The following is a 24573-nucleotide window of genomic DNA, read 5'->3' on the forward strand; positions in this document are numbered from 1 at the left end:
ATGAAGCTGTCCGACCTGTCGATCAAGCGCCCGGTGTTCGCCGTGGTGATGAGCCTGCTGCTGATCGTGCTGGGCGTGATGTCCTTCAGCCGGCTGACGCTGCGCGAACTGCCGGCGATCGATCCGCCCATCGTCTCGGTGTCGGTCGACTACCGCGGCGCTTCGGCGTCGGTGGTGGAGACACGGATCACCCAGGTGCTGGAGGACGCGCTGTCGGGCATCGAGGGCGTCAGCACCATCGAATCGCGCAGCGCCAACGGCCGCTCCAACATCAGCATCGAATTCAATCTTTCGCGCGACATCGAAGCGGCGGCCAACGACGTGCGCGATGCGGTGAGCCGGGTCGTGGACCGCTTGCCGGAAGAAGCCGAGTCGCCCCAGATCGCGAAGGTGGAGAGCGACGCCGATCCCATCATCTGGCTCAACATGAGCTCCAGCACGATGGATACGCTGCAGCTCAGCGACTACGCCGAGCGCTATGTCGTCGACCGCCTGTCCAGCATCGACGGCGTGGCCCAGGTCAACTTCGGCGGCCGCCAGCGTTATGCGATGCGGATCTGGCTCAACCGCGACGAACTGGCCGCGCGCGGCCTGGCGGTCGGCGATGTCGAGGACGCCCTGGCGCGCGAGAATGTCGAGCCGCCGGCCGGCCGCATAGAATCGACCGACCGCGATTTCACCCTGCGCGTCACTCGCAATTACCAGAAGCCCGAGGATTTCGCGCAGATCCCGCTCGGCAAGGGCGCCGACGGCTACGTGGTGCGCCTGGGCGACGTGGCCAAGGTGGAGCTGGCGTCGGAAGAACGCCGCGCGTATTTCCGCAGCAACGGCGTGCCCAACGTGGGCCTGGGTGTGGTCAAGACCTCCACCGCCAACAGCCTGGACGTGGCGCACGCGGTGCGCGCTGAAGCCGACAAGATCCGTCCTTCCCTGCCCAAGGGCACCGACATCTTCGTCGCGTTCGACACCACCACCTTCATCGATGCGGCGGTCGATCGCGTCTACGAAACCCTGGCCGAAGGCATCGTACTGGTGCTGCTGGTGATCTGGCTATTCCTGGGCAGCGTGCGTGCGGCGCTGATCCCCGCAGTGACGGTACCGGTATGCCTTATCGCCGCATTCATCGCGCTGTACGCCTTCGGTTTTTCGATCAACCTGCTGACCCTGCTCGCACTGGTTTTGTGTATCGGCCTGGTGGTGGACGATGCCATCGTGGTGGTGGAAAACATCCAGCGTCGCGTCGACCTGGGCGAACCGCCGCTGGTGGCGGCCAAGCGCGGCACCGCGCAGGTGGCTTTCGCGGTGCTGGCGACGACGGCGGTGCTGATCGCGGTGTTCCTGCCGGTCGGATTCCTGGAGGGCAATACCGGTCGTCTGTTCCGTGAATTGTCGGTGGCGTTGGCGGCGGCGGTCGCGATCTCCGCCTTCGTGGCTTTGTCGCTGACGCCGATGATGTCCTCGAAATTGCTCAAGCCGCATGCCAAGGAGAAGCCGAACCGCGTGCACCAGTGGGTGAATCGGCAATTCGATAAGGTGAGCGGCGGCTACCGGCGCGTGCTGGAGAAGTCCGTGCACCGGACCTGGCTGTTCGGGGGGCTGATGGTGGTCGCGATGATCGCCGCGGTCGTATTGTTCCGCGTCATCCCCTCGGAATTGGCGCCCGCCGAGGATCGCGGTTCCTTCCAGGTCATGATCGACGGGCCCGAAGGCGCAGGCTTCGACTACACGGTGAAGCAGATGCAGCAGGTCGAGCAGATCGTCGCGCCGATGATCGGCGGCGACCAGCCGATCCAGCGAGCCAATCCGCGGGTGCCTGGCGGTTTCGGCGCCAGCGAGGAAATGCACACCGGGCGCATGGCGGTGTTTCTGCAGGATTGGGACAAGCGCGATCAGAAAACCGCCGACGTAGCCGCCGATTTGCAGAAGAAACTCTCGGTGCTGTCCGGCGTGCGCGCACGCACGCAGGTCAGCGGCGGCCTGGTGCGTTCGCGTGGGCAGCCGTTCAACATCGTGCTGGGCGGTCCGGACTATGTGGAGATCGCGCAGTGGCGCGACAAGCTGCTGGCGCGGATGCAGGAAAACCCCGGTTTCGTCGGTCCGGATTCGGATTACAAGGAAACCCGCCCGCAGATGCGCGTGGACATCAACCGCATGCGTGCCGCCGATCTGGGCGTATCGGTGTCCGATATCGGCCGCGCCTTGGAAACCATGATGGGTTCGCGCCAGGTCACCACCTTCGTCGACAACGGCGAGGAGTACGATGTGCTGGTGCAGGCCGATCGGGCCGGCCGCGCCAGCCCCGCCGATTTGCAGGCGATCCAGGTGCGTTCTAGCAGCGGCGCACTGGTGCCGTTGTCCAACCTGGTGACGCTGAGCGAGTTGGCCGAACCGGGCACGCTCAATCGCTTCAACCGGCTGCGCGCCATCACCATTTCCGCAGGGCTCGCGCCCGGTTATCCGCTGGGTCAGGCGATCGCCTGGACCCAGCAAGTGGTGCAGGAAGAATTGCCCGAGCACGCGCAAGTGGATTGGAAGGGCGAATCGCGCGAGTTCCAGCAGGCGGGCGGCGCGGTCCTGTTCACGTTTGCGCTGGCGCTGCTGATCGTCTACCTGGCGCTGGCGGCGCAGTTCGAGAGCTTCATCCACCCGCTGGGCATCATGCTGACCGTGCCGCTGGGCGTGCTGGGCGCGCTGCTGGGCCTCTGGGTCACCGGCGGCACCATGAATCTCTTCAGCCAGATCGGCATCGTCATGTTGGTCGGACTGGCGGCGAAGAACGGCATCCTGATCGTGGAGTTCGCCAATCAACTCCGCGACGAGGGCCGCAGCATCCACGAAGCGATCCTCGAATCGTGTTCGGTGCGCCTGCGACCCATCCTGATGACTTCCATCGCCACGATCATGGGCGCGGTGCCGCTGGTGCTGGCCGGTGGTCCGGGTTCGGCCAGCCGCGCGACCATCGGCGTGGTGGTGATCTTCGGCGTCGCGTTCTCCACGGTGCTGTCGCTGCTGGTGGTGCCGGCGGCCTACACGCTGCTGGCGCCTTTCACCAAGTCTCCCGAATCCGTGGCGCATGAACTGGAGAAGCTGGAGGGCGAGACTCCCTCGGTGGGCGGGCATGGCTGAGCGGCAGCTCCAGGGCGAAGGTTTCCTGCTGCGGCCTTGGCGCGAGTCCGATCTCGATGCGCTGGTTCGCCATGCCGACGACGAACAGGTCTCGCGCGGGGTCAGCGATCGCTTTCCGTTTCCGTACACGCGCCAAGATGGCGAAAACTTCCTCTCCGGCCGGATCATCGATCTGTCCGATCCGGTATTCGCCATCGAGATCGAAGGCGAAGCCTGCGGCGGCATCGGCGCGCATCGTGGCAAGGGCGAGCGCGCGCATTCCGCCGAGTTCGGCTATTGGCTGGGCCGTGCGCACTGGGGCAAGAGCACCATGACCCGCGTAGTGTCGGTGTTCACGCCTTGGGCGATGCGGGAATTGCGGCTCTACCGGCTGTACGCGACCGTGTTGGGCTTCAACATCGGTTCGGCGCAAGTGCTGCGCAGGAACGGCTTCTTGGAGGAAGGCGTGCAACGCGCGGCAGTATTCAAGCGCGGAGTGCTGCATGATCTGCGCCTGTTCGCCAAAGTGCGAAGGAGCCTGGACGATGACCGCTAAACCGCCTTCCCCCTGGGACAAGGCCTCCCTCCGCACCGCCGATACGCGCAAACGCGAGAATACCGGTCCGCGCCGACAAGCGGCATCGTCCGACCGCGAGGAGCGTCCCGCCGTCAGGCACGAGGGCGGCAACAAACAGGAGCTGCGCTACTACGGACTCAATGCGGTACAAGCGGTGTTCGCGCAGCGGCCCGAAGCCATCCGCAAGCTGTACCTGGCAGAAGCGCGGATTCCGCAGCTGCAGCCGTTGCTTGCCTGGTGCGTGAAGCACCGTATCGGCTATCGTGTGGTCGAGGAAGCGGATCTGGGCAAGCTCGCCGCCAGCTCCCACCACGAAGGCGTGGTGGCGGATGTGCTGCGCGTCGATCCGCTGGCGCTGTCCGACTGGCTGCGATCCCTGCCTGCCGGGCCGGTATTGGCGCTGTGGTTGGATGGTGTGGGCAATCCGCACAACTTCGGGGCGATCCTGCGTTCGGCGGCGCATTTCGGCGTGAGCGCGATCCTGCAATCGCGCGAATCAACGCTGGCGGTTTCCGGCGCGGCCGCGCGGGTCGCCGAGGGAGGCGCCGAGCGGGTGCCGCTGGTGCGAATGGAGGACCGCATGGCCGCCATCGCGCAACTGCGCGACGCCGGTTTCCAACTGGCGGCCACCGTGGTGCGCGGCGGCGCGGATCTGTTCGCCATCAAACTGCCGCAGCGATTGATCTACGTGATGGGCGCCGAAGGCGAGGGCATGGACGATGCCCTGACCAGGGCTTGCGATCTGCAGTTGTCGATCCCGGGCACCGGCGCGGTGGAAAGCCTGAATGTGGCTGCGGCGACTGCGGTGTTCCTGGCGCAGTGGCGACGCTGACTTGCAGAGCCGAGCCGCTCGGCCACGTTCCAACGAAGTACGACCTCAACAAAAAAACAGAATCGTCATCCCATCGGTTTTTAACAGCCGAAAGGCTGGTCAAGCTGGGATCCACCTTGATCTTGCTTTCGCTTATTTGAAGACCAAAGGCAAAGTCAAAATGGATCCCAGCTTGACCAGCCTTTCGGCTGTTAAAAACCGATGGGATGACGATCCGAATGATTGCGGGTCCACGTCGGCCCTGGACCGCTTACTTGGCAGCCGCCGGAGTCGGCTCCGTGGCCTTCACTACGCTGCCAAAATCCCCATCCGCTTCCGCCGCCAGATAAGCGAACACCGCATACGCCGCGACGTTCTGCGCCAAAGCCTTCGGGTCGATCTTGTCCAACGTGTCGTCGGCGTTGTGGTGCAGATCGAAGTAATCGCTGCCGTCCTGCGCCAGCCAGGCCCAGGTCGCACCCTTTTCCGCGATGGGGCCGATATCCGGGCCCGCGCTGCCCTTGTCCGGCGTGTATTCGATGCCCAGCGGCGCCAGCGCTTCGGCGATCTGGCGGGTCGCCGCCTTGGCATGCTCCGGCGCGCCGGTATTGAAGGCATAGATGCGGCCCGCGCCGAAATCGCTCTCCGCGCCCAGCTGATGCCTGGCCGCATCCGCAGCATGTTTGGCCGCGTACGCCTTGCCGCCGTACAGCCCTTGTTCTTCGTTGGCGAAAGCGACCACGCGGATGGTCCGCTTGGGCGCCTGCTTCAACTGGCCGATCAGATGTCCGGCCGCCATGGTGATGGCCACGCCCGCGCCATCGTCGATCGCGCCGGTGCCCAGGTCCCACGAATCCAGGTGTCCGCCGATCAGCACCACTTCCTGCGGCTTGCTGCGCCCGGTGATCTCGCCGATGACGTTGTAGGAAGTCGCTTCTCCGTTCCAACCGCAATCCAGTGCGACGGACACGCGCACCGGACCCAGCGCCAGCAGCCGGGCCAGCTGGTTGGCGTCGGGAATGGCGAGCGCAGCCGATGGCACCGGAGTCAGTCCCTCATCGAAACGAGTGATGCCGGTGTGGGCGACGCGGTGGTGGTCGGTACCGGCCGAACGCATCAGAAAACCGATCGCGCCTTTGCGGATGGCCGCCGAAGGACCCTTGGAACGAATCGCCCCGCCATTGCGGTAGTCGCTGCCGTCGCGCGCGGACTGCATCTGGTAATCGACGAAAGCGATCTTGCCGGCCAACGACCCTTCGGGCGCAGCTTCCAGCGCGGCCAGATCGGCGAAGCGCACCACCTCGGCTTGCAGTTTCCCGCCCGGGCTGCCGCCCAGCGCGGTGACCGTGAGCGGCTGCGTGTGCGCGCCCAGAATCGCGGCGGTTTCACTGCGGCGCTCCCATTTGGGGAAGGTCACCGCTTCGGTCCACACCTTGTCGAAACCCAAGGCCTTGAACTTGGCCTGCGCCCAGGCCACCGCGCGCGCATCGGCTTCGCTGCCCGCCAGGCGCGGGCCCACTTCGGTGGTGAGCGATTCGACGGTCTTCCAGCCGGTGTCGTCGGCCACCGCCTTTTCGCGCAGTGTCGATGCGACTGAAAGCGCCGCGTCGGGAATGCGCGTCTCGCGTTCTGCTGCGTAGAGGCCCTGGGAAACAGAAAGAGCGAGCAATAACGGCAGCAAACGCATGGCGTGTTCCGGAAAAAAGGGAAGCCGCGAGCTTAGCAGCCCGCGGCTTCGGCGCAATGTGCAATAAGTCGGGAAATTACTTCTTCAGCGAATCGCGTATCTCGCGCAGCAGCAGCACGTCTTCCGGGGTGGCCGCGGGCGGCGCTTCCACCGGCTGGCGGACGCGGTTGTAGGCTTTAAGGAGCAGGAAGATCACCAGCGCGATCAGCAGGAAATCGATCATCGTCTGGATGAACGCTCCGTAGCGGATCGCGACTTCCGCCACTTCCTTGCCGGCCGCATCGACGGAGGCCGGACTGAGCACGTACTTCCAGTCGCTGACGCTTACGCCGCCGGTGAGGAAGCCGATCACCGGCATCACGATGCCGTCCACCAGCGAGGTGACGATCTTTCCGAACGCCGCACCGATGACTACGGCCGTGGCGAGGTCGACCACGTTGCCGCGCGAAATGAATTCCTTGAACTCGCTGATCATGCCCATGCAGGTCTCCTCCTCTATCGGACGCCGACGCGCCCGTGCCGGCGGACTATAACGTGGCCCGGGTCAGGCAGCGGTGATGCGTCCGCGAAGTTCGGCCACGCCATCCAGCGTGGCCACGAACGCGTCGCCCGCCACCATCGGACCGACCCCGGCCGGCGTCCCCATGAACACCAAATCGCCCGCCTTCAGCGCGAATAATTTGGAGAGCTCGTGCAGGATGTCGGGCACGTCCCAGATCAGATCGCTCAATGCGCCGTGCTGGCGCGTTTCGCCGTTGACTTTGAGCGTCAGTCCAAGCGTTCCCAGTGCGGTTACTTCGGCAGCGGGCACCAGTTCACTGATCGGCGCCGAGTGATCGAAGCCCTTGCCGATATCCCAAGGCAGGCCTTTGGCCTTGGCCGCGCCCTGCAGATCGCGACGGGTCAGGTCCAGGCCCACGCCATAGGCGAAGACCAGCGGGCCGGTGTTTTCCGGGGCGAGGACGCCAGCAGGCGCATCCTTGCCCAGGGCGACCACCAGTTCCACTTCGTGATGGAGGTCGTTGGTGCCGGGCGGATAAGGCACATCGGCCCCATTGGTGACCACGGCGTCCGCGGGCTTGAGGAAAAAAACAGGTTGGCCGCGTTCGGCTTTCGAAGCCGGGGCCGCGGCGCCCATTTCCCTGGCGTGATCGGCGAAATTGCGTCCCACGCAGTAGATGCGGCGCACGGGAAAAGTGCCGCCGCCGCGCACGGGAACGCGCGCCTGCGCAGGCGAGGGGATCAGGTCGGTCATTGAGTTCGCGCCATGTGCTTCGGACGCGACAGTTTAAGCGGAACGCCTGCCAATCAATGCGTGGAGGCGTTGCCTAGTGCGACAGCGGCAGCACCGGTTTGCGGACCACGCGGAATTCGCCGTCCACCACGTTGGCGTCCCGCACGGCGACGGGCTTGCCGCGCTGGCTCAGCAGCTTCCAGGCCACGCCGGCCACGATCATCGCCGCGCCCACGAACACGCTGAAAAAGATCAGCAGGCAAAGCAGAGCCAGCCCCACGATGCCGAACGCCAGGCGCAGCAGGGGATGGCGCGGCTTCCGCGGTGCGAATGCGGAGCGCAGGCGGGAGCTGTCGAAACGGAAGCGGTTGGCGGACATCGGCGTGGGTCGTGACAGAATGCGGCGGAAGCCGGTGGCGCAGTATCGGATGACCGAAACATGACAGTGTGAGAAGTTCGTTAAACCTATGGCCCTGATCGCATTGGATTCAATCGAGGACGGCGGATTCGCCGAAATCGAGGCGCTGATCGACGGCGACGCCGAATCGTTGATCGTGCATCGCAATGGTGCAAACGTGCGCGCCTGGCTGAACGTCTGTCCCCACGCGGGGCGGCGGCTGGATTGGGCGCCCGGTAAGTTCCTGAAAAGCAAGGAAGGACATCTGATTTGCGCGGCGCATGGCGCTTCGTTCGAGTTGGAAAGAGGCGACTGCGTGGCTGGGCCTTGCCGTGGGGATTCCCTGCGCGCGGTGGCGGTGGAGGTACGCGACGGGCAGGTGCTGTTGAGCGGTTGAATCGACTTCCGCATACCCACATTCCGTTCGTGGTGAGCCTGTCGAACCATGCTTTTCGCGATAGAGCGGGCAAATGGCATTTTTCGAATCCTGCCAAGAACGTGGTTCGACAGGCTCACAACGAACGGGACCTTAAGGCCACTACTTCCTTTTCATTCGATTACCGTCAGTCCGCTTTCGACGAGCGCTTGCTTCGCTTGCGCGAACGCATGATCCTTGATCAGCACGTAATCGGTGTCGAAGGTGGAGACGGCGAAAATTCCGATCTTGGCCGCAGCCAATGGTTGCAGCACTTTCAGCAGCACGCCGGTCAGCTCGAACGCGAAAGGTCCCTGCAACATCAGGCAGTGCCAACCGCGCTCGCATTGCACCTCTTCGGGCACTTGCGATTCGTCGCAGACGATGGACAGCTCTTCATCGCTCCAGGAAACCGAAGCGAAACCGCCAGGGTGGAACCAATGGGGCACTTCCGTCGCTGCCGGGAAACGGCAGACCGCGAAAGCTCCGGGAACGGTCTTCAGGGTCAGAGTCATGTTCGGTCAGCCCGCGCGGGCCGTCCACCAGAACATCAGGTTGATCGTCAGCACCACGACGCAGGTGTAGATCAACGACAACGGGCCGCCGACACGCCACAACTGCCGGCTGGTGTAGTTGGCGGGACCGGTGATCATCGAGATCACCGGATTGGAGGCGGTCATCAGGTTGTTGGAAGCCGACAAGGCGACGATGAGCGCGAAGGCGGTGGGGTTGCCGCCCGCGGCCAGCGCCAGGTTGATCGCCAGCGGCACCATTACGATGGTGGCGCCCACATGACTGATCACCAGCGAGAACGCGGTGGTCAGCAGCGCGACCGCTATCTCCAGCAGCCACACGGGAATGCCTTCCGGAAGCCGTTCCACCGTATGCCCCGCGACCCAGGCCGCGGCACCGCTGCTGTCCATGGCCCAACCCAACGGGATCAGACCCGCCATCAGGAACACCGTCTTCCAATTGATCGCCGCGTAGGCTTCGTCCATGCGCAGCACGCCGGTCAACAACATGCCGGCCACGCCGGTCATCAAGGTCAGCGAGACCGGCAGCTTCGAGGTCAACGCGATCAGGATGGTGATGGCGAAGATGGTCATCGCGATCTTGAATTTGTGCGGACGCTGCTCGCCCTTGGGGTAGTCGGTCACCACCACGAAATCGCGGCTTTCGGCGGCCACCGCCAGATCCTGCCAGATGCTGTGGAAGACCAGCAGGTCGCCCGCGCGCAGCGGGACCTTGCGCACGTCCTCGCGCATGACCTTCTTGTCGCGGTTGATCGCCAGCAGGCTGATGCCCGACTGCTTGCGCAGGCGCAGATCGGCGGCGGTCTTGCCGATGTAACGGGAAGTGGGCGGGATGACGGCTTCCGAAATACCCGCGCGGCTGGGGTTGAACAGATCGCCGAAATTGCGCAGGCGCGAGGACAGGCGCAGGAAATGGTTCTGCGCGAAATCGTGGACTTCCTGTCGCGCGCCCATCACGCCCAGCACGCTGCCCACCCAGATCCGCATGTCCGCGGGCGGCGACAGCCGGGTGTCGCTGCCGGTCTGGAGGGCGAGCATGAGCGGCGCGTCGTGGATCGCTTCGGCCTCGCCCAGCGACATGCCCACCAGCGGGCTTTCGGCGGTGACGGTCATTTCGAACACGTCGCCTTCGATGCCGTAGGTACTGGCGAAATAGCTTTCCGTACGCGCCGGCGCCACGCTGGTTTCGGTTTCGTCGCGCAGCTTCTTGTCGCCGTAGAAACGGAAGTACAACAGCGAGGCGGCAATCAGGACCACGCCGACCGGCAGCGGCGCGAACATGCGCAACGGTTCCAGCGTGGCCATGCCCGAGGGCAGGTTGTTGTTGGCCGACATCAGCAAATCGTTCAGCAGGATGAGAGGCGAGTTGCCGACCATGGTCAGCGCGCCGCCCATCACGATGGCCGCAGCGATCGGCAGCAACAGCCGTTGCAGCGACAGACCGCTGCGCGCCGCCAGGCGCGAGGCGACCGGCAGGTACAGCGCCATTACCGACGGGTTCTGCATGAAGGACGAGTTGAGTCCGGCGATGCCGGTAGTCATCAGCAGCAGGCGCTGCTCGATGCCATGGCCGCGTTGCAGCAGCCACGAGGCCAGACGGTTCAGCGCGCCGGTGCGGTCCAGGCCGGCGCCCAGAATGGTGGTGGCGATGATGCTCATCACCGCGTTGCCCGAGAAACCGCCGAACAGCTCTTCCGGCGCCACCAGCCCGGTCAGGCCCAGGATCACCAGCACGATCAGCGCGACGACGTCGGCGCGGATGCGTTCGAACAGGAACATCGCCATGGTGAAGCCGACCAGCCCGAGGACGAGCTTCATGTCGTTGGTCAGCGTCAGGGCGGTGTCCATTACGCGCCGCGGTCCTCTTGGTCGGTCATGTCAGCGACGGTCGTACACAAGATCCCACACCCCGTGCCCCAGCTTCTGTCCGCGGGTCTCGAAATGCGTTTGCGGGCGCCACTCCGGTCGCGGCACGTGCCCGCGCGCTCCCGCGCGATTCTCCAGTCCCGGCGTGGCGTCCAGCACGTCCCACATCTGTTCGGCATAGTCCTGCCAGTCGGTGGCGGCATGCAAGCGGCCGCCCACGCGCAAGCGCGAGACGAGCAACGCGGCGAATTCGGGCTGGATCAGGCGGCGCTTGTTGTGGCGCTTCTTGTGCCAGGGATCGGGGAAATAGATGCGCACTTCGTCGAGCGAGCCTTCCGCGACTTCGTTGCGCAGCACTTCCACCGCATCGTGGTGGTACAGGCGCACATGCGCGGCGCCATCGGCTTCCAGCGCGTTCAACAGCCTGCCCACGCCGGGCGCATGCACTTCGATGCCGATGTAGTCGCGCTGCGGGTCCTGGGCGGCGGCGAAGCGCAGAGCATCGCCATTGCCGAAGCCGATTTCCAGGACGCGCTCGGCGGAGCGGCCGAAGGCCTCGTCGAAGTCGCGCGGCGTGCCGTGGTAGTCCAGCCCGAAGCGCGGCCACAGCTCATCGAACGCGCGTTGCTGCGCCGGCGTGAACCGGCCCTGGCGCAGCACGAAACTGCGTACGGCGCGGTGGCCTGTGGTGACCGTATAGGGCTTCGGGGGGTTAGGCGCCGTGCCGGTCATCTCAGCCGATCAGCCCGTCGACCGGCGAGGAGGCGCTGGCGTAGCGCTTGCGCGGAATACGCCCGGCCAGGAACGCTTCGCGGCCGGCCTCGACTGCCTTCTTCATCGCCCCGGCCATCAGGATGGGGTCGCGCGCGCCGGCGATGGCGGTGTTCATCAATACGCCATCGCAGCCCAGTTCCATCGCGATCGCCGCATCGGAGGCGGTGCCCACGCCGGCATCGACCAGCACCGGCACCTTGGCGTTCTCGATGATTTCCAGCAGGTTGTACTTGTTCTGGATGCCCAGGCCCGAACCGATCGGCGCGGCCAGCGGCATCACCGCCACGCAGCCGATTTCCTCCAGGCGCTTGGCCAGGATGGGATCGTCGCTGGTGTAGACCATCACCTGGAATCCGTCGGCGACCAATTGCTCCGCCGCCTTCAGGGTACCGATCACATCCGGAAACAGGGTGCGCTGGTCGCCCAGCACTTCCAGTTTGACCAGGGTATGGCCATCGAGCAGCTCGCGCGCCAGGCGACAGGTGCGCACGGCGTCTTCGGCGGTATAGCAGCCGGCGGTATTGGGCAGCAGGGTGTAGCGGTCCGGCGGCAGCACGTCGAGCAGGTTGGGTTCGTTGGGCGATTGGCCCAGGTTGGTGCGGCGGATGGCCACGGTGACGATTTCGGCCCCTGCGGCTTCGGTAGCGCGGCGGGTTTCGTCGAAATCCTTGAACTTGCCGGTACCGGTGAGCAGGCGCGAACGGTAGGTTTTGCCCGCGATGACGAGCGGATCGTGAAGGCTTGGAGAAGTCATCGGAAGATTATCGCTGATGTTTGCGGGTGCGGGGCGAGATTGTCGTCAGCTACGCACGCGCCTGCGATGAGACCGCGCTAGTTGAATTCGTAGGAGCGGCGTCCCGCCGCGAGCTACTGACTTGCTCGACTACTCTGCCAAAGGGCCAGAAGCTCGCGGCGGAACGCCGCTCCCACGCTTCTAACCGCCCTAGCCGCCACCCAGTGCATGCACGATCTCGATCTGGTCCCCCGCCTGCAGGCGCTGCGAGGCATGCAGGCCGCGGGGCACGATTTCGCCATTCACTTCGATCGCCACCCGGCGTTCGGCCAAGCCTTCGGACTGCAGCAGATCGGACAGGCTGCTGCCTGCGTCGACGATCCTGCGCTGGCCGTTCAATTGGATTTCCATGCGCGCATTTTGCCGCATTGCCGAGCTATGACGGAATGCTTATGACGCAATGCAGCGTGAGCGGCGACAAACGAAATGAAACCATGCGCGCCTGTACGCCCCCGTACGTTCCGCCGCGGCCCCCGGGTCCCGGATGAATTTGGCCTCCTCTGGAGAAACTTGATGCAGTCCTTCGTCCGTCCCGCCCGTTCCGCCCTTGCCCTGGCATTGGCCCTGGCCGCATTGCCGGCCTTCGCCCAGAACCACCCCTATTCGCAGACGGTATTCATTGGCGACAGCCTTACCGATTCGGGCCATTTCCGCCCGGCGCTTATCCAGGTGGTGGGACCCAACGGTGCGCTGATAGGGCGCTTCACCACCAATCCAGGTCTGGTCTGGTCCGAGTACGTGGCCGAGTTCTACGGAACCAATGCGGTCAGCGACAACCAGGGCGGCACCAACTACGCCGTCGGCGGAGCCCGCACCGGCACCAACACCAGCGGCGCGCTCGGCCCTATTCCTTCATTGGCCACCCAGACCACCAATTACCTGGCCAGCGCTGGCGGCCGTGCCGATCCCAACGCCCTGTACACCGTGTGGGGCGGAGCCAACGACCTGTTCGCGGTCGCTGGCGGCGCGCCGGCTCAGGCGACCATCACCGCGGCGGTGACGGCGCAAATAGGCGTGGTGGGGACGCTGCAGGCAGCAGGCGCCCGCTATGTGCTGGTGCCGACCGTGCCGGACCTGGGCGTGACCCCGCAATTCCGCGCGGGCGGCGCGGCCAATCAGGCCGCCGGCACGCAATTGGCGACCACCTACAACAATGCCCTGTTCGCCGGTCTGGGCGCAGCGGGCCTGCGCGTCATCCCGCTGGATACCTTCCACCTGTTGCAGGAAATCGTCGCCAACCCGGCACCGTACGGAATCAGCAACGTCACCGGTACGGCGTGCAATCCGCAGATCACCGCATCCTCGCTGACCTGCAGCCCGGCCAACTACGCAGCCGGCGATGCCGCCACTAGCTATGCGTTCGCCGATGGCGTGCATCCTTCATCACGGTCGCACGAAATCCTTGCCGATTACGCGGTGTCGGTACTCGAGGGGCCGCGTCAGATCGCGCTGCTGCCGTACACCGCTTCGGTGATCGGCCGCGCCCGCGCCGACCGCGTGGGCTACCACGTCAATGGCAAGCCGGAGGCCGACGGCATGCGCTGGTGGGGCGACCTGCGCGGCGACTCGCTGCGCTACGACCACGGACATCTGTACGACGGTATGGGTCCGACCGGCACGTTCGGCGTTGATTGGTCGCGCGGTTCGCTGGTGTTCGGCGGATTCGCCGGTTATGGCCGCAACGACTTCGACTTCGGCAGCCGTGCAGGCAGCTTCGACGAATCCGACGCCACTCTGGGCGGTTTCGTCGGCTGGTACGGCGACCAGGCCTGGGTCAATGCGCAGCTCAGCTACACCTGGATCTCCTACGACGTGGATCGCACGGTGCAACTCGGGCCGGCCACGCGTACGCACAGCGGTTCGCCGGACGGCACCAACCTCAGCCTCGGCCTGAATGCAGGTTACGAATTCGGCCAGGACGCGTTCCGCCATGGACCGGTGCTGAGCCTGCTCGCACAGCGCATCGAACGCGATGGCTATGCCGAGAGCGATCCCAGCTCCACCGCCTTGGCTTATCCCGACCAGGATTTCGATTCGCTGATCGGCAGCGCGGGCTGGCAGGCCAGCTACGCCATCAACGAGAACGTCCGGCCGTACGCGCGCCTGACCTACGACCGCGAATTCGAATCGCAAGACGAGCAGGCCTTCGCCTCGCTGCAGTCCATGCCTGGCCTTGCGCCCTATGCGGTGCCGGGTCTCGACATGGATCGCGATTACGGCACCTTGACCCTCGGTGCGCGTAGCACGGTGTTCGGTTTGGCCGCCGATATCGGCTTGTCCACCACGGTCGGGCAGAAGGGCGGCACCAATATCGGGGCGTTCGCCACTCTCAGCGGCAGTTTCTGAATCCCATCTACGGTTTCGATTCAACGGGCGCCCGATCGGGCGCCCGTTTGCATGGGCCACGCGCCCGAGAATAGACTCGCGGCCTTGCGGGTGTAGCTCAATGGTAGAGCTGTAGCTTCCCAAGCTACTGACGAGGGTTCGATTCCCTTCACCCGCTCCATCCCGCCAGAAAGCGCAATTACCTTCTCAAGCGGCGCAATAGGGCAGTTAATGGTCGCCGTTCGTCTGCGGTGGACCGCCTTTCATCTACTGTGACTAATGGGATTTTAACTTCCCAAGCAGGGTGCCGGTCTTGGTATCCGACGCTTGCCCCCGCCTCAAAGTCCAGCTCCCATAAGGGTTTCTCGGCATCTTGCGGTTCGAAAGGATCGTTCTCATTGCTTGTCCGAGCCCGAAAATGGAACCGATTCTGACGTTCTGCGTCACTTTGTCTGGCGATAGGCTGGATTGCTCAAAATTTGTGACCCAATACCATTTATCCCTTGACGCAGGCCTCGGCTTTTGCGTCGGCGACCTAATGGGCGGGTACTTAATCGCATCCCCCGGAAGTTGTGAATTGCATCCCTTCGGAGCTCATGACTCGCATGGTCTGCATGGGGCGAAATGAAGGAATTGTTCGGCGCCGGCACGCCTTTGTGCCTGCTGTTTTTTTGAGTGGAATAAACCGAATTAGGGGATTCGCGTGGCAGCGGCACGGTGACTTGCAACCGCAGCACCAGTCTTGCGGCCGGTGCGACTGCGACTATTACTTTCAACGCGACCGTTTCCTCGTCGGCCGGCAGCGGTACCTTAACCAATCGCGCGCAGGTCGCCGGCGGCGGCGATCCGCAGCTCGGCGTCTCGACCAGCGTCGACGCAAGCACTGCGGGGCAATGCAGTGGCGGCGGATCGCCGTTCCTCGGTTGCGCGGTGGATCCGGTGCCGGTCGTGCTCAACGCCAATCTCTCGATCACCAAAACCAATAACACCTCCACGGTAGTACGGGGCGGCACGACCACCTACCAGATGGTGGTCAGCAATGCCGGTCCGGCTGCGGCCAACGGCGCGGTGTTGCGCGATCCGCAAGTCGCTGGCCTGGCCTGCAGCACCGCAGCCTGCAGCGCTGCGGGCGGTGCGGCGTGCCCGGCCGCCACCGGCGCGGCGCTGGTAGCGGCCATGCAGTCGGGCGTCGCCATTCCGACACTGCCGGCGAATGGATCGACCACGTTCAGCCTGACCTGTACGGTCAACTGAGGCCAAGGCGCCGGCGAGATCGGCGGGTGATTCGGCGGGTGGACGGCCAGCGGCCGTGATCCCGCTGAGCTCCGCGTATCTTTCCGTTACCGCGTATGTCGAGGCGATAAACCGCAGCTTCCACCGTCATACGCGGGTGCTGCGCGCATGGCATGCTGTGGCCCCGATCGCCAGGCAGGCCATGGATGAAACTCGCCATCCTTTCGCGCAACAGCAAGCTTTATTCCACAAGACGCCTGGTGGAAGCCGCGCGCGCGCGCGGACATACGGTCAGGGTATTGGATCCGCTGCGCTGTTACATGCGCATTGCCAGCGATGGTTTCAGCATGCACTACAAGGGCAAGCCCATCGCCGGCTACGACGCGGTCATCCCCCGCATCGGCGCATCGATCACGCGCTACGGCACCGCGGTGCTGCGTCAGTTCGAATTGATGGGCAGCTACACGCCAAACCCCTCCGACGCCATCCTGCGCGCGCGCGACAAACTGCGCGCGCATCAACTGCTGGCCGCGCAGGGCATAGGCATGCCGATCACGGTGTTCGGCGACAATCCCGACGACACTCAAGACCTGCTATCGATGCTCGGCCCGCCGCCGCACGTCATCAAGCTCAATGAAGGCACCCAGGGCGCCGGCGTCATGCTGACCGAAAAACCATCCGCCTCCCGCAGTGTGGTCGAAGCCTTGCGCGGCCTCTACGCGAATTTCGTGGTCCAGGAATTCATCGGCGAAGCCGAGGGCGCCGATTTGCGCTGTTTCGTGGTGGGCGACCGGGTGGTGGCCTCGATGCGGCGGCAAGCGCCGGAGGGCGATTTCCGTTCCAACCTGCACCGCGGCGGCACGGCGGAGCCGGTGGAGGCCAGCGAGAGCGAAAAGGACGTCGCGGTCCGGGCCGCGCGCAGCCTTGGTCTGAATGTGGCGGGTGTGGACCTGATCCGCGCGCAGCGGGGCCCGCTGGTGCTGGAGGTCAACTCCACGCCGGGGCTGGAAGGGATCGAGCAGGTATGCGCCGAGGATGTAGCGGGCGCCATCGTCGACCACATCGCAGGCTCAAGAAAGTAATTCGATGAAAATCAATATGTTAGCTGTAAAACACATGCTTTTCACGCCACTTTAACCTTATTTTTAACGGCGGTTTAATCGCTTTCGGCGTAGCGTCTGCCGACCGCAAGTCTGTGCTCTCAAGCTATCGTCAGTGGCTCTGGAAAACAGGATTACGGTAATCGGGTAACTCTTTGGCCCAAGCGGGTGTCCACCCGCTTGGGCTTTTTTTGGCGACGGCTCATGGTCTGGGCGATGAATAGCTTGCGGTTCGTCGGTCCATAGCGACCAATTGTTAAGGCCGATTTGTTAAGTTACAGGCCGCGCCGGTGGGAACCTGACTCGGTGACCGCGGTCCACAACGTTAGTTGAAATAAAGGATCCGCTAATGCGAATACTCGTAATCGAAGACAACAGCGACATAGCCGCCAATCTGGGCGACTACCTGGAGGACCGCGGGCACACCGTCGACTTCGCGGCGGACGGCGTCACCGGCCTGCACCTGGCGGTAGTGCACGACTTCGATGCGATCGTGCTGGATCTCAATCTCCCGGGCATGGATGGCCTGGAAGTCTGCCGCAAGCTGCGCAACGAAGCGCGCAAGCAGACCCCGATACTGATGCTCACCGCGCGCGACACGCTGGACAACAAACTGGCCGGCTTCGATTCCGGCGCCGACGACTATCTGATCAAGCCGTTCGCGTTGCAGGAAGTCGAAGTCCGTCTCAATGCGCTGTCGCGCCGCGGCAAGGGCGTGCAGACCCGCGTGCTGGAAGTGGGCGAACTGGAGTACAACCTGGACACGCTGGAGGTGCGCCGCCAGGGCAAGCTGCTGCAGCTCAACCCGACCGCACTGAAGATCCTGCAGGCGTTGATGGAAGCCTCGCCCGCGGTGGTTACCCGTCAGGAACTGGAAACGCGCGTGTGGGGGGAAGAGTTGCCCGATTCGGATTCGCTGCGCGTGCATATCCATGGCCTGCGCGCGGTCGTCGACAAACCGTTCGATACCCCCTTCATCCAGACCCGTCATGGCATTGGCTATAGGATCGCCGCGCCGGATGCCTGAAACCGACAGTCCTCGGCGTAATCGGCGACAGTTGCGTTTTCGGCGAAGACTCCGAACCCGAATCATCCTGTCGTTCTTCCTGCTCGGTACCGGGCTGACGGCGCTCTTCGCCTATCTGACCGACTACACCCGTCAACGGGTGGAGAACCAGCTCGTCGAAGACGTGATGAATCGCAATATCGACGAGTACGCCAGGCGCTTCTACGCCAACCCCGCGAAGAACCCCGATCTGCCGGTACAGCAGATCAGGGCCTTCGTATTCACGCCGGACAAGTTCGACCGCATCCGCGAGGAGCGCCCGGAATGGGCCAGGCTGCCGAACGGAAACCACAATATTTCGGACTTCGACGAAAGCGGCGACCCCCTCATCTACAAGCTGGCGGTGCGCAAGACGCCAGAGGCATGGTTCTTCCTGGCCTATGACATTTCCGGGACGGCCTCCGGCCAGCGCCAGTTCATGCGCGCCATCTATTTGTCCGTACTCCTTTTCAGCGCGTTATCGCTGGTGGTCGGTTGGTGGGCGGCGTCTCGCGTGATGAGCCCGGTATCGGAGCTGGCTGCGCGGCTTCGTTCTTACCGCGGCAGCAGCAATCCCAAGCCGCTCGCCACGCACTTTCCGGAGGATGAGGTCGGCGAACTGGCCAAGGCGCTTGACGACTATTCCGCCCGACTCACCGACGTGGTGCAGCGCGACCGGGAGTTCAACGCCGACGTCAGTCACGAGCTACGCACTCCACTGGCCGTGATACGCGGCGCGACCGAGTTGCTGCTGGCCCGACCCGGACTGGACGAGAAAGTGGAGCAACGGCTGTTCCGCATCCAGCGCGCGGAACAGCAGTGCACCGACCTGATCGGATCGTTGCTGCTGCTGTCGCGCAACGAGCGCGGGCAGGGCAATACGCTGGTGGCGCGGGTCGCCGAACAATTGCTGGATGCGCATCGCGCGCAACTTGGCAGCAAGCCGCTGGTTTTGCGAATGGAAGGCGAAAGCGGGTTGACCGTGGATGCGCCGGAATCGGCGGTTTCGGTGGCGCTGGGCAACCTGATCGGCAATGCGGTGAAGTACACGCTGGAAGGCGACGTGGTCGTGCGCTTGATGGCCGACAGCGTGGAGGTCATCGACTCGGGGCCGGGCCTCAGTCCGGAAGACGCCGCACGCCTGTTCGAGCGCGGCTATCGCGGCACCCACGCCGGACATTCGCAGGGCGGCGGCATCGGCCTGTCGATCGTCAGCCGGTTATGCGAGCTCTATGGCTGGCAGGTGGGCGTGCGACCGGGCGAAACACGCGGCGTGATCGCCACGCTGAAATTCACGACCGACTGATTCTTCGCCATTATTAAATAAGCGACCGTTTGAGTAGGGCGGGCACTGCCCGCCGCAGGAAAATCAAGAGCGGCGGGCAATGCCCGCCCTACTCTCTGTTGTCACGCAATGCAAAGCTTGCCTCAGAGGTAATCCAGCCAGCCGTGCTTGTCTTCCGTACGGCCTTCGAACAGGCCGAAGAACAAGTCCTGGATCTTCTTGGTGACCGGGCCGGGTTTGCCGTCGCCGACCGGCTTGCCGTCGACCGAGCGCAGCGGCGTGATCTCGGCAGCGGTGCCGCACATCAGCAACTCGTCGCACAGGTACAGGTATTCGCGCGGAAGATCGCGCTCGATCACCTCGATGCCGTTGTCGCGGGCCAGGCGAATGATCGAATTGCGGGTGATGCCCGCAAGCAACGAAGCGCTGGCGGGCGTGGTATGCAGGGCGCCTTCGAACACCAGGAATAGGTTCTCGCCCGCGCCCTCGCTGAGCAAGCCGGTGGAAGCCAGCGCGATGCCCTCGCCATAGCCGTGGCGGCGCGCCTCGCGCGTCACCAGTTGTCCGGAAAGATAGTTGCCGCCCGCCTTGGCGCCGGCAGGCAGGGTATTGGGCGCGAAGCGCTGCCAACTGGAAACGCAGGCATCGATGCCTTTCTCCATGCCGTCCTCGCCCAGGTAGCGGCCGAATTCCATCGCCGCCACCGCCACGTCGATCGGCGTATCGGCGGCGATGCCGACGCCACCGTAGCCGCGGAAGACGATCGGGCGCAGGTAGGCCTTGCTCAGACCGTTGACCTTGATGATGTCGCGGCAAGCCGCGTTGATTTCATCGAGGGTGAAGGGAATTTCGATGTCGTAGATCTTGGCCGACTGGAACAACCGCTTGTTGTGGTCGTTGAGACGGAAGATCGCGGTGCCCTTCGGCGTTTCATAGGCGCGGATGCCCTCGAACACCGAGGAACCGTAGTGGATGGCATGCGCCATCACGTGCGTGGTGGCTTCCGCCCAGGGCTTGATGACGCCGTTGTGCCAGATTTTGTCGGGGAATTTCATGCGGATTCCTTGATTGCAGGGACATTGTAGGAGCGACGTAAGTCGCGATGAAACCGTCACGGGAACGCCCCATCGCGACTTACGTCGCTCCTACGAGGGCGGTGTTACAGGCTGATCCAGAAACAATTGTAACTACGACGCAGACCGAACACCGTGCGCGAAGGGGTGCTGCCGTTCTTCAGGGTCTGTTCCAGGCGCAGTCCGATCGGGCGCTGCCGCGCCGCCGTCTGCGGGTAATAGCCATCGCTGTTGTCGTCGATCACGACGCCGTCCTGATCGACGATAGGCGGCGGTGCGGGCCGTATCGGCACGATGTCCACCAGCGGTCGGTCGACGACCGCCTGCAGCTTGTCGAGGATGCTATTGGCCGCCGCATTGGAAATATCCGTCCACTGATACACGCCGGCCAGGCGATTGACGTCCTTGTTCTCGACGGCCGCGGTGATCTGGTAGACCAGATCGCTCAGCGTCCGTGAACAGCCGGCGCGGTAGAGGCCGCCGGACCCGCTTGAGCTACCAGGCGTGACCTGTGGCAGGCGATCCATGGCCCCGATGTCTTCGCAGCGCTTGTCGGTGTAGACCGTTTCGCCGTTCATGGTGGTGCAACGCTGGACCTCCTGCGCAAGCGCCATCCGCGGCACCGCCAGTAGGCCGATGGAAAGCAGGGAGACCAGGACGAAGAGGAGATTACGCATCGCCGGTCAGCCTAACCCGCGGTCCGCAGCGATGGGAAGCCACAGAGGCGCGCGGGCGGTCTGTATGGGATCTTCCGTACAGAATCGAGCGAGAAGCTCAAAGCCGCACGAAGTAGCAACCCGAGTACCGCGTTACCTCCAGGTCCACGACCTGCCGCGTTGCGCCGTTGCCCAAGGTCAATTGCACGATGCCCGCGCCAGGGCTAGCCGTACCGGCGTCTGCGAACTGCGTGGCGCCGCTGCCGATCTGCGCATAGAACAACTTGGCATCCAGCAATCGCTGCGACGCCATTTTTTCCAGCCGCAGCATGTGTTGCTGAGCCTGTCGATGGGACTTCCCGACCCAGTGGTAGCTCTCGGCCAGCCGGTTTACGTTGTGCAATGCCAGCGAGCCTTGGATGTCCATCGCCAGCTGCCGCTTGTTGCGTGCGCACCCGGAAGTCGGCGAACGCCTGCCGACGTTCGCGATGGCGGGCGCGTCGCCGAAATCGATGTCCCGGGTGTAAGCCGCTTCTTCACGCGCTATGCGAGTCAGGAGTTCGCCTGGCATAGGCAGCGGCCGGGTGCCCAGCATCGCGCAGGGGCGATCGGTGTAAGCGACTTCGCCGTCGGCGCTTTCGCAGCGTTGCAGGCTTGTGCCGGCGGGCACGGATCCGGGCGACATCAGAGCGGCAACGGCGACAATCACGGTGGAAACGGCGACGGCGTTCATGACAGCGGCGCGTGCATGAAGTTAGCAATATGCTGTTCGCATGCTTGTCTACATCATGTGTTGAAACGCGTCTTGTCTGAATCCTGCAGAACCCACACTAGCGGGTGCATTTCTAGAACATTCATTACAACCGCGAGTCATTACAGCCGCGCGATCACGTTCATCGTCGGCTTGGAGAGATTCAAGGTGTAGAAATGCAGGCCCGGAGCGCCACCTTCCAGCAAACGGCGGCAGAGGCCGGCCACGACATCGGCGCCGAATTCGCGAATCGCTTCGGCGTCGTCGCCAAAGGCCTGCATGCGCTTGCCGATCCAGCGTGGGATCTCGGCGCCGCAGGCTTCGGAGAAGCGCTTGAGCTGGGTGTAGTTGGAGATGGGCATGATGCCGGGGATGATCGGAATCTCCACGCCCAATTTGCGCACGGCGTCGACGAAGTGGAAATACGCGTCGGCGTTGTAGAAATACTGGGTGATGGCGCCATCGGCACCGGCGTCGACCTTGGCCTTGAAATGTTTTAGGTCGGTCAGGGCGTCGTCGGACTGCGGATGCGTTTCCGGATAGGCGCCCACTTCGATATGGAAGGCGTCCCCATGCTCGGCGCGGATGAACTGGATCAGTTCCGAGGCATAGCGCAGATCGCCCGCGTGACCCATGCCCGACGGCAGGTCGCCTCGTAAGGCCACGATGCGTTTGCAGCCCAGGGCGCGGTAGAGGCGCAGCAACTCGCGTATTTCCTCGCGGCTGCCGCCGACGCAGGAAAGATGAGGCGCTGCGTCGAAGCCATGGGTCTGGTTGAGATGACGGACGGTTTCCGAGGTGTAGCTCAGCGTGGAGCCGCCAGCGCCGAAGGTGCACGACACATATTCCGGCGAGTGCGCCTTCAGCTTCTCCGCGGTGCGGTCCAACTGCGCGCGCTGCTCGTCGGTCTTGGGCGGGTAGAACTCGAAGGAAAGGGGTGTGCGCATCGGGTGTGTCCGCGTTCGTGCAGTTTGGGGGCCAGTATCCTCGACGGATCGTCATCCCCGCGAAGGCGGGGACCCAGCGACTTTGCATCGTGCGAAAAAAGCAGAGTCGCTGGGTTCCCGCCTGCGCGGGAATGACGAACTGAAAGTCGGCGCGAGATGCGCCGACGCGTCAATCAGTAGCGGTAGTGCTCGGGCTTGTACGGACCGTCCACGTCCACGCCGAGGTACGCGGCCTGTTCGGTGGTCAGCGTGGTCAGCTTCACGCCGATTTTTTCCAGGTGCAGGCGCGCCACTTCCTCGTCCAGCTTCTTGGGCAGGATATAGACCTTGGGCTCGTAGCTGTCCTTGTTCGCCCACAGGTCGATCTGCGCCAGAGTCTGGTTGGAGAACGAGTTGGACATGACGAAGCTCGGATGGCCGGTGGCGCAACCCAGATTGACCAGGCGGCCTTCGGCCAGCAGGAAGATCGCGCGGCCGTCCTTGAAGGTGTACTTGTCGACCTGCGGCTTGATGTTGAGCTTGACCACGCCCGGGAACTCGTTGAGCGCGTCGACCTGGATCTCGTTGTCGAAGTGGCCGATGTTGCAGACGATGGCCTGGTCCTTCATGTGGCTCAGGTGCTCGATGGTCAGCACGTCCTTGTTGCCGGTGGTGGTGACATAGATGTCGCCGCGACCCAGCGTGCTTTCCACGGTGTTGACTTCAAAGCCTTCCATCGAGGCCTGCAGGGCGTTGATCGGATCGATCTCGGTGACCACCACGCGCGCGCCGTAGGCACGCAGCGAGTGGGCCGAACCCTTGCCCACATCGCCGTAGCCGCAGACCACGGCGACCTTGCCGGCCAGCATCACGTCCATGGCGCGCTTCAGGCCGTCGGCCAGCGACTCGCGGCAGCCGTACAGGTTGTCGAACTTGGACTTGGTGACCGAGTCGTTGACGTTGATGGCCGGGACCAGCAGCGACTTGTTCTCAACCATCTGGTACAGGCGGTGCACGCCGGTGGTGGTTTCTTCGGACACGCCCTTCCAGTCCTTGACCACGGTGTGCCAGAAGCCGGGACGCTCCTTGGCCACGCGCTTGAGCAGGTTCTTGATCACGCCTTCCTCGTGCGAGGACGCGGGTTCGTCGACCCACTTCGAGCCGTTTTCCAGCTCATAGCCCTTATGGATCAGCAGGGTGACGTCGCCGCCGTCGTCGACGACCAGCTCCGGACCCTTGCCGCCCGGGAAGGTCAGCGCGTCCAGCGTGCAGTCCCAATACTCTTCCAGCGACTCGCCCTTCCAGGCGAACACCGGCGTGCCGGTGACGGCGATCGCGGCGGCGGCGTGGTCCTGGGTCGAGAAGATGTTGCAGGAGGCCCAGCGCACGTCGGCGCCGATGTCCTTCAGCGTCTCGATCAGCACGGCGGTCTGGATGGTCATGTGCAGCGAGCCGGTCACGCGCACGCCGTTGAGCGGCTTGGCGGCGGCGTACTTTCTGCGGATCGACATCAGGCCCGGCATCTCGTGCTCGGCGATGTCCAGTTCTTTGCGGCCCCAATCGGCCAGGGAAATATCGGCAACCTTATAGTCGCCGTCGGTCGAGAATTTGCGTACTGCGTTCATGGCATTGCTCCGGGTGCTTGCGGTCTTGGACCGCATGTTATCCGGGCGCCGTTGCAGGAACTGTTCACCGAGCCTGGCCGGACTATGTTGAGCTCCTGCACATGGAGGTGCGGGCTCTTGCGGAAGGATTCGCACATGTCTCGGTCGCAGCGCCCCTCGGCGAAGGCTGGCTATTATATCTCTTATTCGCGATGAAAGGATATACGGAGGATGCGGCGATGTCCGGCCATGCCCCAGGGCGGTTGGCCCGGCGGACCCGGTCACCGAATGGCGGGTTTCCGTAGGGACATCCGGGTGACTCAGAAGAGGCACGCAAGCGCCCATTTTGCTGTCTTGGGACAAGCGGCCGTCCCCGATGCCGC

At 64.0% G+C, this 24573-nt stretch carries 23 protein-coding genes, 1 tRNA gene and 1 riboswitch; of the genes, 10 read left to right on the plus strand and 14 right to left on the minus strand.

The features are described 5' to 3' along the window. The 3 genes from J2W94_RS00430 to J2W94_RS00440 are packed head-to-tail and all read left to right on the plus strand — an operon-like array spanning position 1 to position 4514. Positions 1-3126 carry an efflux RND transporter permease subunit gene (locus J2W94_RS00430; protein ID WP_310089630.1) on the plus strand — a complete coding sequence of 1042 codons (3126 nt, stop codon included), beginning with the start codon at positions 1-3 and terminating at the stop codon, positions 3124-3126. Continuing rightward, positions 3119-3661, plus strand: coding sequence for a GNAT family N-acetyltransferase (locus J2W94_RS00435; RefSeq protein WP_310089631.1), 543 nt, complete (start codon positions 3119-3121; stop codon positions 3659-3661). Before J2W94_RS00430 ends, J2W94_RS00435 begins: the two co-directional genes overlap by 8 nt. After that, positions 3651-4514: a TrmH family RNA methyltransferase gene (locus J2W94_RS00440; protein ID WP_310089632.1), complete on the plus strand. Its 864-nt coding sequence runs from the start codon at positions 3651-3653 to the stop codon at positions 4512-4514. Before J2W94_RS00435 ends, J2W94_RS00440 begins: the two co-directional genes overlap by 11 nt. Before the next feature lie 250 nt (positions 4515-4764). On the opposite strand, the gene J2W94_RS00445 is transcribed toward J2W94_RS00440, so the two are convergent. From J2W94_RS00445 to J2W94_RS00460, 4 genes are all read right to left on the minus strand, one after another. Then, positions 4765-6180, minus strand: coding sequence for a M28 family peptidase (locus J2W94_RS00445; protein ID WP_310089634.1), 1416 nt, complete (start codon positions 6178-6180; stop codon positions 4765-4767). Between the two features lie 76 nt (positions 6181-6256). Next, complete coding sequence (gene mscL / locus J2W94_RS00450) at positions 6257-6661, minus strand: large-conductance mechanosensitive channel protein MscL (protein ID WP_310089635.1); 405 nt, start codon at positions 6659-6661, stop codon at positions 6257-6259. A gap of 63 nt (positions 6662-6724) precedes the next feature. Further along, positions 6725-7435 (minus strand): fumarylacetoacetate hydrolase family protein, encoded by a 711-nt coding sequence (locus J2W94_RS00455; RefSeq protein WP_310089636.1) that lies wholly within the window; start codon positions 7433-7435, stop codon positions 6725-6727. Positions 7436-7508: 73 nt separating this feature from the next. Then, positions 7509-7793 (minus strand): hypothetical protein, encoded by a 285-nt coding sequence (locus tag J2W94_RS00460; RefSeq protein WP_310089638.1) that lies wholly within the window; start codon positions 7791-7793, stop codon positions 7509-7511. 88 nt (positions 7794-7881) lie between these two features. Between J2W94_RS00460 and J2W94_RS00465 the strand changes: the two genes are divergently transcribed. Continuing rightward, complete coding sequence (locus J2W94_RS00465; protein WP_310089639.1) at positions 7882-8208, plus strand: Rieske (2Fe-2S) protein; 327 nt, start codon at positions 7882-7884, stop codon at positions 8206-8208. A 152-nt stretch (positions 8209-8360) separates the two neighbouring features. Here the strand turns inward: J2W94_RS00465 and J2W94_RS00470 are convergent, their stop codons facing one another. The 5 genes from J2W94_RS00470 to thiS form a co-directional block, all read right to left on the minus strand. Next, positions 8361-8741: an ACT domain-containing protein gene (locus tag J2W94_RS00470; RefSeq protein WP_310089640.1), complete on the minus strand. Its 381-nt coding sequence runs from the start codon at positions 8739-8741 to the stop codon at positions 8361-8363. Positions 8742-8747: 6 nt separating this feature from the next. After that, positions 8748-10607 (minus strand): SLC13 family permease, encoded by a 1860-nt coding sequence (locus tag J2W94_RS00475; RefSeq protein WP_310089641.1) that lies wholly within the window; start codon positions 10605-10607, stop codon positions 8748-8750. Between the two features lie 30 nt (positions 10608-10637). Continuing rightward, positions 10638-11357: a tRNA (guanosine(46)-N7)-methyltransferase TrmB gene (trmB, locus tag J2W94_RS00480; protein ID WP_310089642.1), complete on the minus strand. Its 720-nt coding sequence runs from the start codon at positions 11355-11357 to the stop codon at positions 10638-10640. Position 11358: 1 nt separating this feature from the next. Continuing rightward, complete coding sequence (locus J2W94_RS00485; RefSeq protein WP_310089643.1) at positions 11359-12153, minus strand: thiazole synthase; 795 nt, start codon at positions 12151-12153, stop codon at positions 11359-11361. Between the two features lie 189 nt (positions 12154-12342). Further along, a complete protein-coding gene (thiS, locus tag J2W94_RS00490; RefSeq protein WP_310089644.1) occupies positions 12343-12543 on the minus strand; it encodes a sulfur carrier protein ThiS in 201 nt (66 codons plus the stop codon). Positions 12544-12705: 162 nt separating this feature from the next. Here thiS and J2W94_RS00495 point away from each other — a divergent pair, with 162 nt between their 5' ends. The 6 genes from J2W94_RS00495 to J2W94_RS00520 all read left to right on the plus strand — a co-directional run bounded on the left by J2W94_RS00495 (position 12706) and on the right by J2W94_RS00520 (position 19201). Further along, positions 12706-14538: an autotransporter domain-containing protein gene (locus J2W94_RS00495; protein WP_310089645.1), complete on the plus strand. Its 1833-nt coding sequence runs from the start codon at positions 12706-12708 to the stop codon at positions 14536-14538. Positions 14539-14624: 86 nt separating this feature from the next. Beyond that, a tRNA-Gly gene (locus tag J2W94_RS00500) sits at positions 14625-14698 on the plus strand. A gap of 536 nt (positions 14699-15234) precedes the next feature. After that, a complete protein-coding gene (locus J2W94_RS00505; protein WP_310089647.1) occupies positions 15235-15771 on the plus strand; it encodes a hypothetical protein in 537 nt (178 codons plus the stop codon). Positions 15772-15956: 185 nt separating this feature from the next. After that, positions 15957-16832 carry a 30S ribosomal protein S6--L-glutamate ligase gene (gene rimK / locus J2W94_RS00510; RefSeq protein ID WP_310089648.1) on the plus strand — a complete coding sequence of 292 codons (876 nt, stop codon included), beginning with the start codon at positions 15957-15959 and terminating at the stop codon, positions 16830-16832. Positions 16833-17199: 367 nt separating this feature from the next. Further along, complete coding sequence (locus J2W94_RS00515) at positions 17200-17877, plus strand: response regulator transcription factor (protein ID WP_093282672.1); 678 nt, start codon at positions 17200-17202, stop codon at positions 17875-17877. Continuing rightward, on the plus strand, positions 17870-19201 hold the full coding sequence (locus J2W94_RS00520) for a sensor histidine kinase (protein ID WP_310089649.1): 1332 nt from the start codon (positions 17870-17872) through the stop codon (positions 19199-19201). The genes J2W94_RS00515 and J2W94_RS00520 overlap by 8 nt, the downstream gene beginning before the upstream one ends. Before the next feature lie 122 nt (positions 19202-19323). On the opposite strand, the gene J2W94_RS00525 is transcribed toward J2W94_RS00520, so the two are convergent. The 5 genes from J2W94_RS00525 to ahcY form a co-directional block, all read right to left on the minus strand. Beyond that, positions 19324-20235 carry a branched-chain amino acid transaminase gene (locus tag J2W94_RS00525; RefSeq protein ID WP_430540527.1) on the minus strand — a complete coding sequence of 304 codons (912 nt, stop codon included), beginning with the start codon at positions 20233-20235 and terminating at the stop codon, positions 19324-19326. Between the two features lie 104 nt (positions 20236-20339). Beyond that, complete coding sequence (locus J2W94_RS00530) at positions 20340-20930, minus strand: hypothetical protein (RefSeq protein ID WP_310089651.1); 591 nt, start codon at positions 20928-20930, stop codon at positions 20340-20342. Between the two features lie 97 nt (positions 20931-21027). Next, positions 21028-21642, minus strand: coding sequence for a hypothetical protein (locus J2W94_RS00535; RefSeq protein WP_310089652.1), 615 nt, complete (start codon positions 21640-21642; stop codon positions 21028-21030). A gap of 140 nt (positions 21643-21782) precedes the next feature. Continuing rightward, positions 21783-22607, minus strand: coding sequence for a methylenetetrahydrofolate reductase [NAD(P)H] (gene metF / locus J2W94_RS00540; RefSeq protein ID WP_310089653.1), 825 nt, complete (start codon positions 22605-22607; stop codon positions 21783-21785). A 173-nt stretch (positions 22608-22780) separates the two neighbouring features. Continuing rightward, positions 22781-24211, minus strand: coding sequence for an adenosylhomocysteinase (gene ahcY / locus J2W94_RS00545; protein ID WP_310089654.1), 1431 nt, complete (start codon positions 24209-24211; stop codon positions 22781-22783). 36 nt (positions 24212-24247) lie between these two features. After that, a riboswitch (S-adenosyl-L-homocysteine riboswitch) is annotated at positions 24248-24375 on the minus strand. Positions 24376-24573: the final 198 nt, after the last annotated feature.

It is taken from the genome of Pseudoxanthomonas sacheonensis (assembly GCF_031455975.1).
GTDB lineage: Bacteria > Pseudomonadota > Gammaproteobacteria > Xanthomonadales > Xanthomonadaceae > Pseudoxanthomonas_A > Pseudoxanthomonas_A sacheonensis_A.

Excerpts from the sequence above, each read along its gene's own strand:
- J2W94_RS00430 (WP_310089630.1), top strand. The coding sequence starts at position 1 with ATGAAGCTGTCCGACCTGTCGATCAAGCGCCCGGTGTTCGCCGTGGTG.
- J2W94_RS00435 (WP_310089631.1), top strand. The coding sequence starts at position 3,119 with ATGGCTGAGCGGCAGCTCCAGGGCGAAGGTTTCCTGCTGCGGCCTTGG.
- J2W94_RS00440 (WP_310089632.1), top strand. The coding sequence starts at position 3,651 with ATGACCGCTAAACCGCCTTCCCCCTGGGACAAGGCCTCCCTCCGCACC.
- J2W94_RS00445 (WP_310089634.1), bottom strand. The coding sequence starts at position 6,180 with ATGCGTTTGCTGCCGTTATTGCTCGCTCTTTCTGTTTCCCAGGGCCTC.
- mscL (WP_310089635.1), bottom strand. The coding sequence starts at position 6,661 with ATGGGCATGATCAGCGAGTTCAAGGAATTCATTTCGCGCGGCAACGTG.
- J2W94_RS00455 (WP_310089636.1), bottom strand. The coding sequence starts at position 7,435 with ATGACCGACCTGATCCCCTCGCCTGCGCAGGCGCGCGTTCCCGTGCGC.
- J2W94_RS00460 (WP_310089638.1), bottom strand. The coding sequence starts at position 7,793 with ATGTCCGCCAACCGCTTCCGTTTCGACAGCTCCCGCCTGCGCTCCGCA.
- J2W94_RS00465 (WP_310089639.1), top strand. The coding sequence starts at position 7,882 with ATGGCCCTGATCGCATTGGATTCAATCGAGGACGGCGGATTCGCCGAA.
- J2W94_RS00470 (WP_310089640.1), bottom strand. The coding sequence starts at position 8,741 with ATGACTCTGACCCTGAAGACCGTTCCCGGAGCTTTCGCGGTCTGCCGT.
- J2W94_RS00475 (WP_310089641.1), bottom strand. The coding sequence starts at position 10,607 with ATGGACACCGCCCTGACGCTGACCAACGACATGAAGCTCGTCCTCGGG.
- trmB (WP_310089642.1), bottom strand. The coding sequence starts at position 11,357 with ATGACCGGCACGGCGCCTAACCCCCCGAAGCCCTATACGGTCACCACA.
- J2W94_RS00485 (WP_310089643.1), bottom strand. The coding sequence starts at position 12,153 with ATGACTTCTCCAAGCCTTCACGATCCGCTCGTCATCGCGGGCAAAACC.
- thiS (WP_310089644.1), bottom strand. The coding sequence starts at position 12,543 with ATGGAAATCCAATTGAACGGCCAGCGCAGGATCGTCGACGCAGGCAGC.
- J2W94_RS00495 (WP_310089645.1), top strand. The coding sequence starts at position 12,706 with ATGCAGTCCTTCGTCCGTCCCGCCCGTTCCGCCCTTGCCCTGGCATTG.
- rimK (WP_310089648.1), top strand. The coding sequence starts at position 15,957 with ATGAAACTCGCCATCCTTTCGCGCAACAGCAAGCTTTATTCCACAAGA.
- J2W94_RS00515 (WP_093282672.1), top strand. The coding sequence starts at position 17,200 with ATGCGAATACTCGTAATCGAAGACAACAGCGACATAGCCGCCAATCTG.
- J2W94_RS00520 (WP_310089649.1), top strand. The coding sequence starts at position 17,870 with ATGCCTGAAACCGACAGTCCTCGGCGTAATCGGCGACAGTTGCGTTTT.
- J2W94_RS00525 (WP_430540527.1), bottom strand. The coding sequence starts at position 20,235 with ATGAAATTCCCCGACAAAATCTGGCACAACGGCGTCATCAAGCCCTGG.
- J2W94_RS00530 (WP_310089651.1), bottom strand. The coding sequence starts at position 20,930 with ATGCGTAATCTCCTCTTCGTCCTGGTCTCCCTGCTTTCCATCGGCCTA.
- J2W94_RS00535 (WP_310089652.1), bottom strand. The coding sequence starts at position 21,642 with ATGAACGCCGTCGCCGTTTCCACCGTGATTGTCGCCGTTGCCGCTCTG.
- metF (WP_310089653.1), bottom strand. The coding sequence starts at position 22,607 with ATGCGCACACCCCTTTCCTTCGAGTTCTACCCGCCCAAGACCGACGAG.
- ahcY (WP_310089654.1), bottom strand. The coding sequence starts at position 24,211 with ATGAACGCAGTACGCAAATTCTCGACCGACGGCGACTATAAGGTTGCC.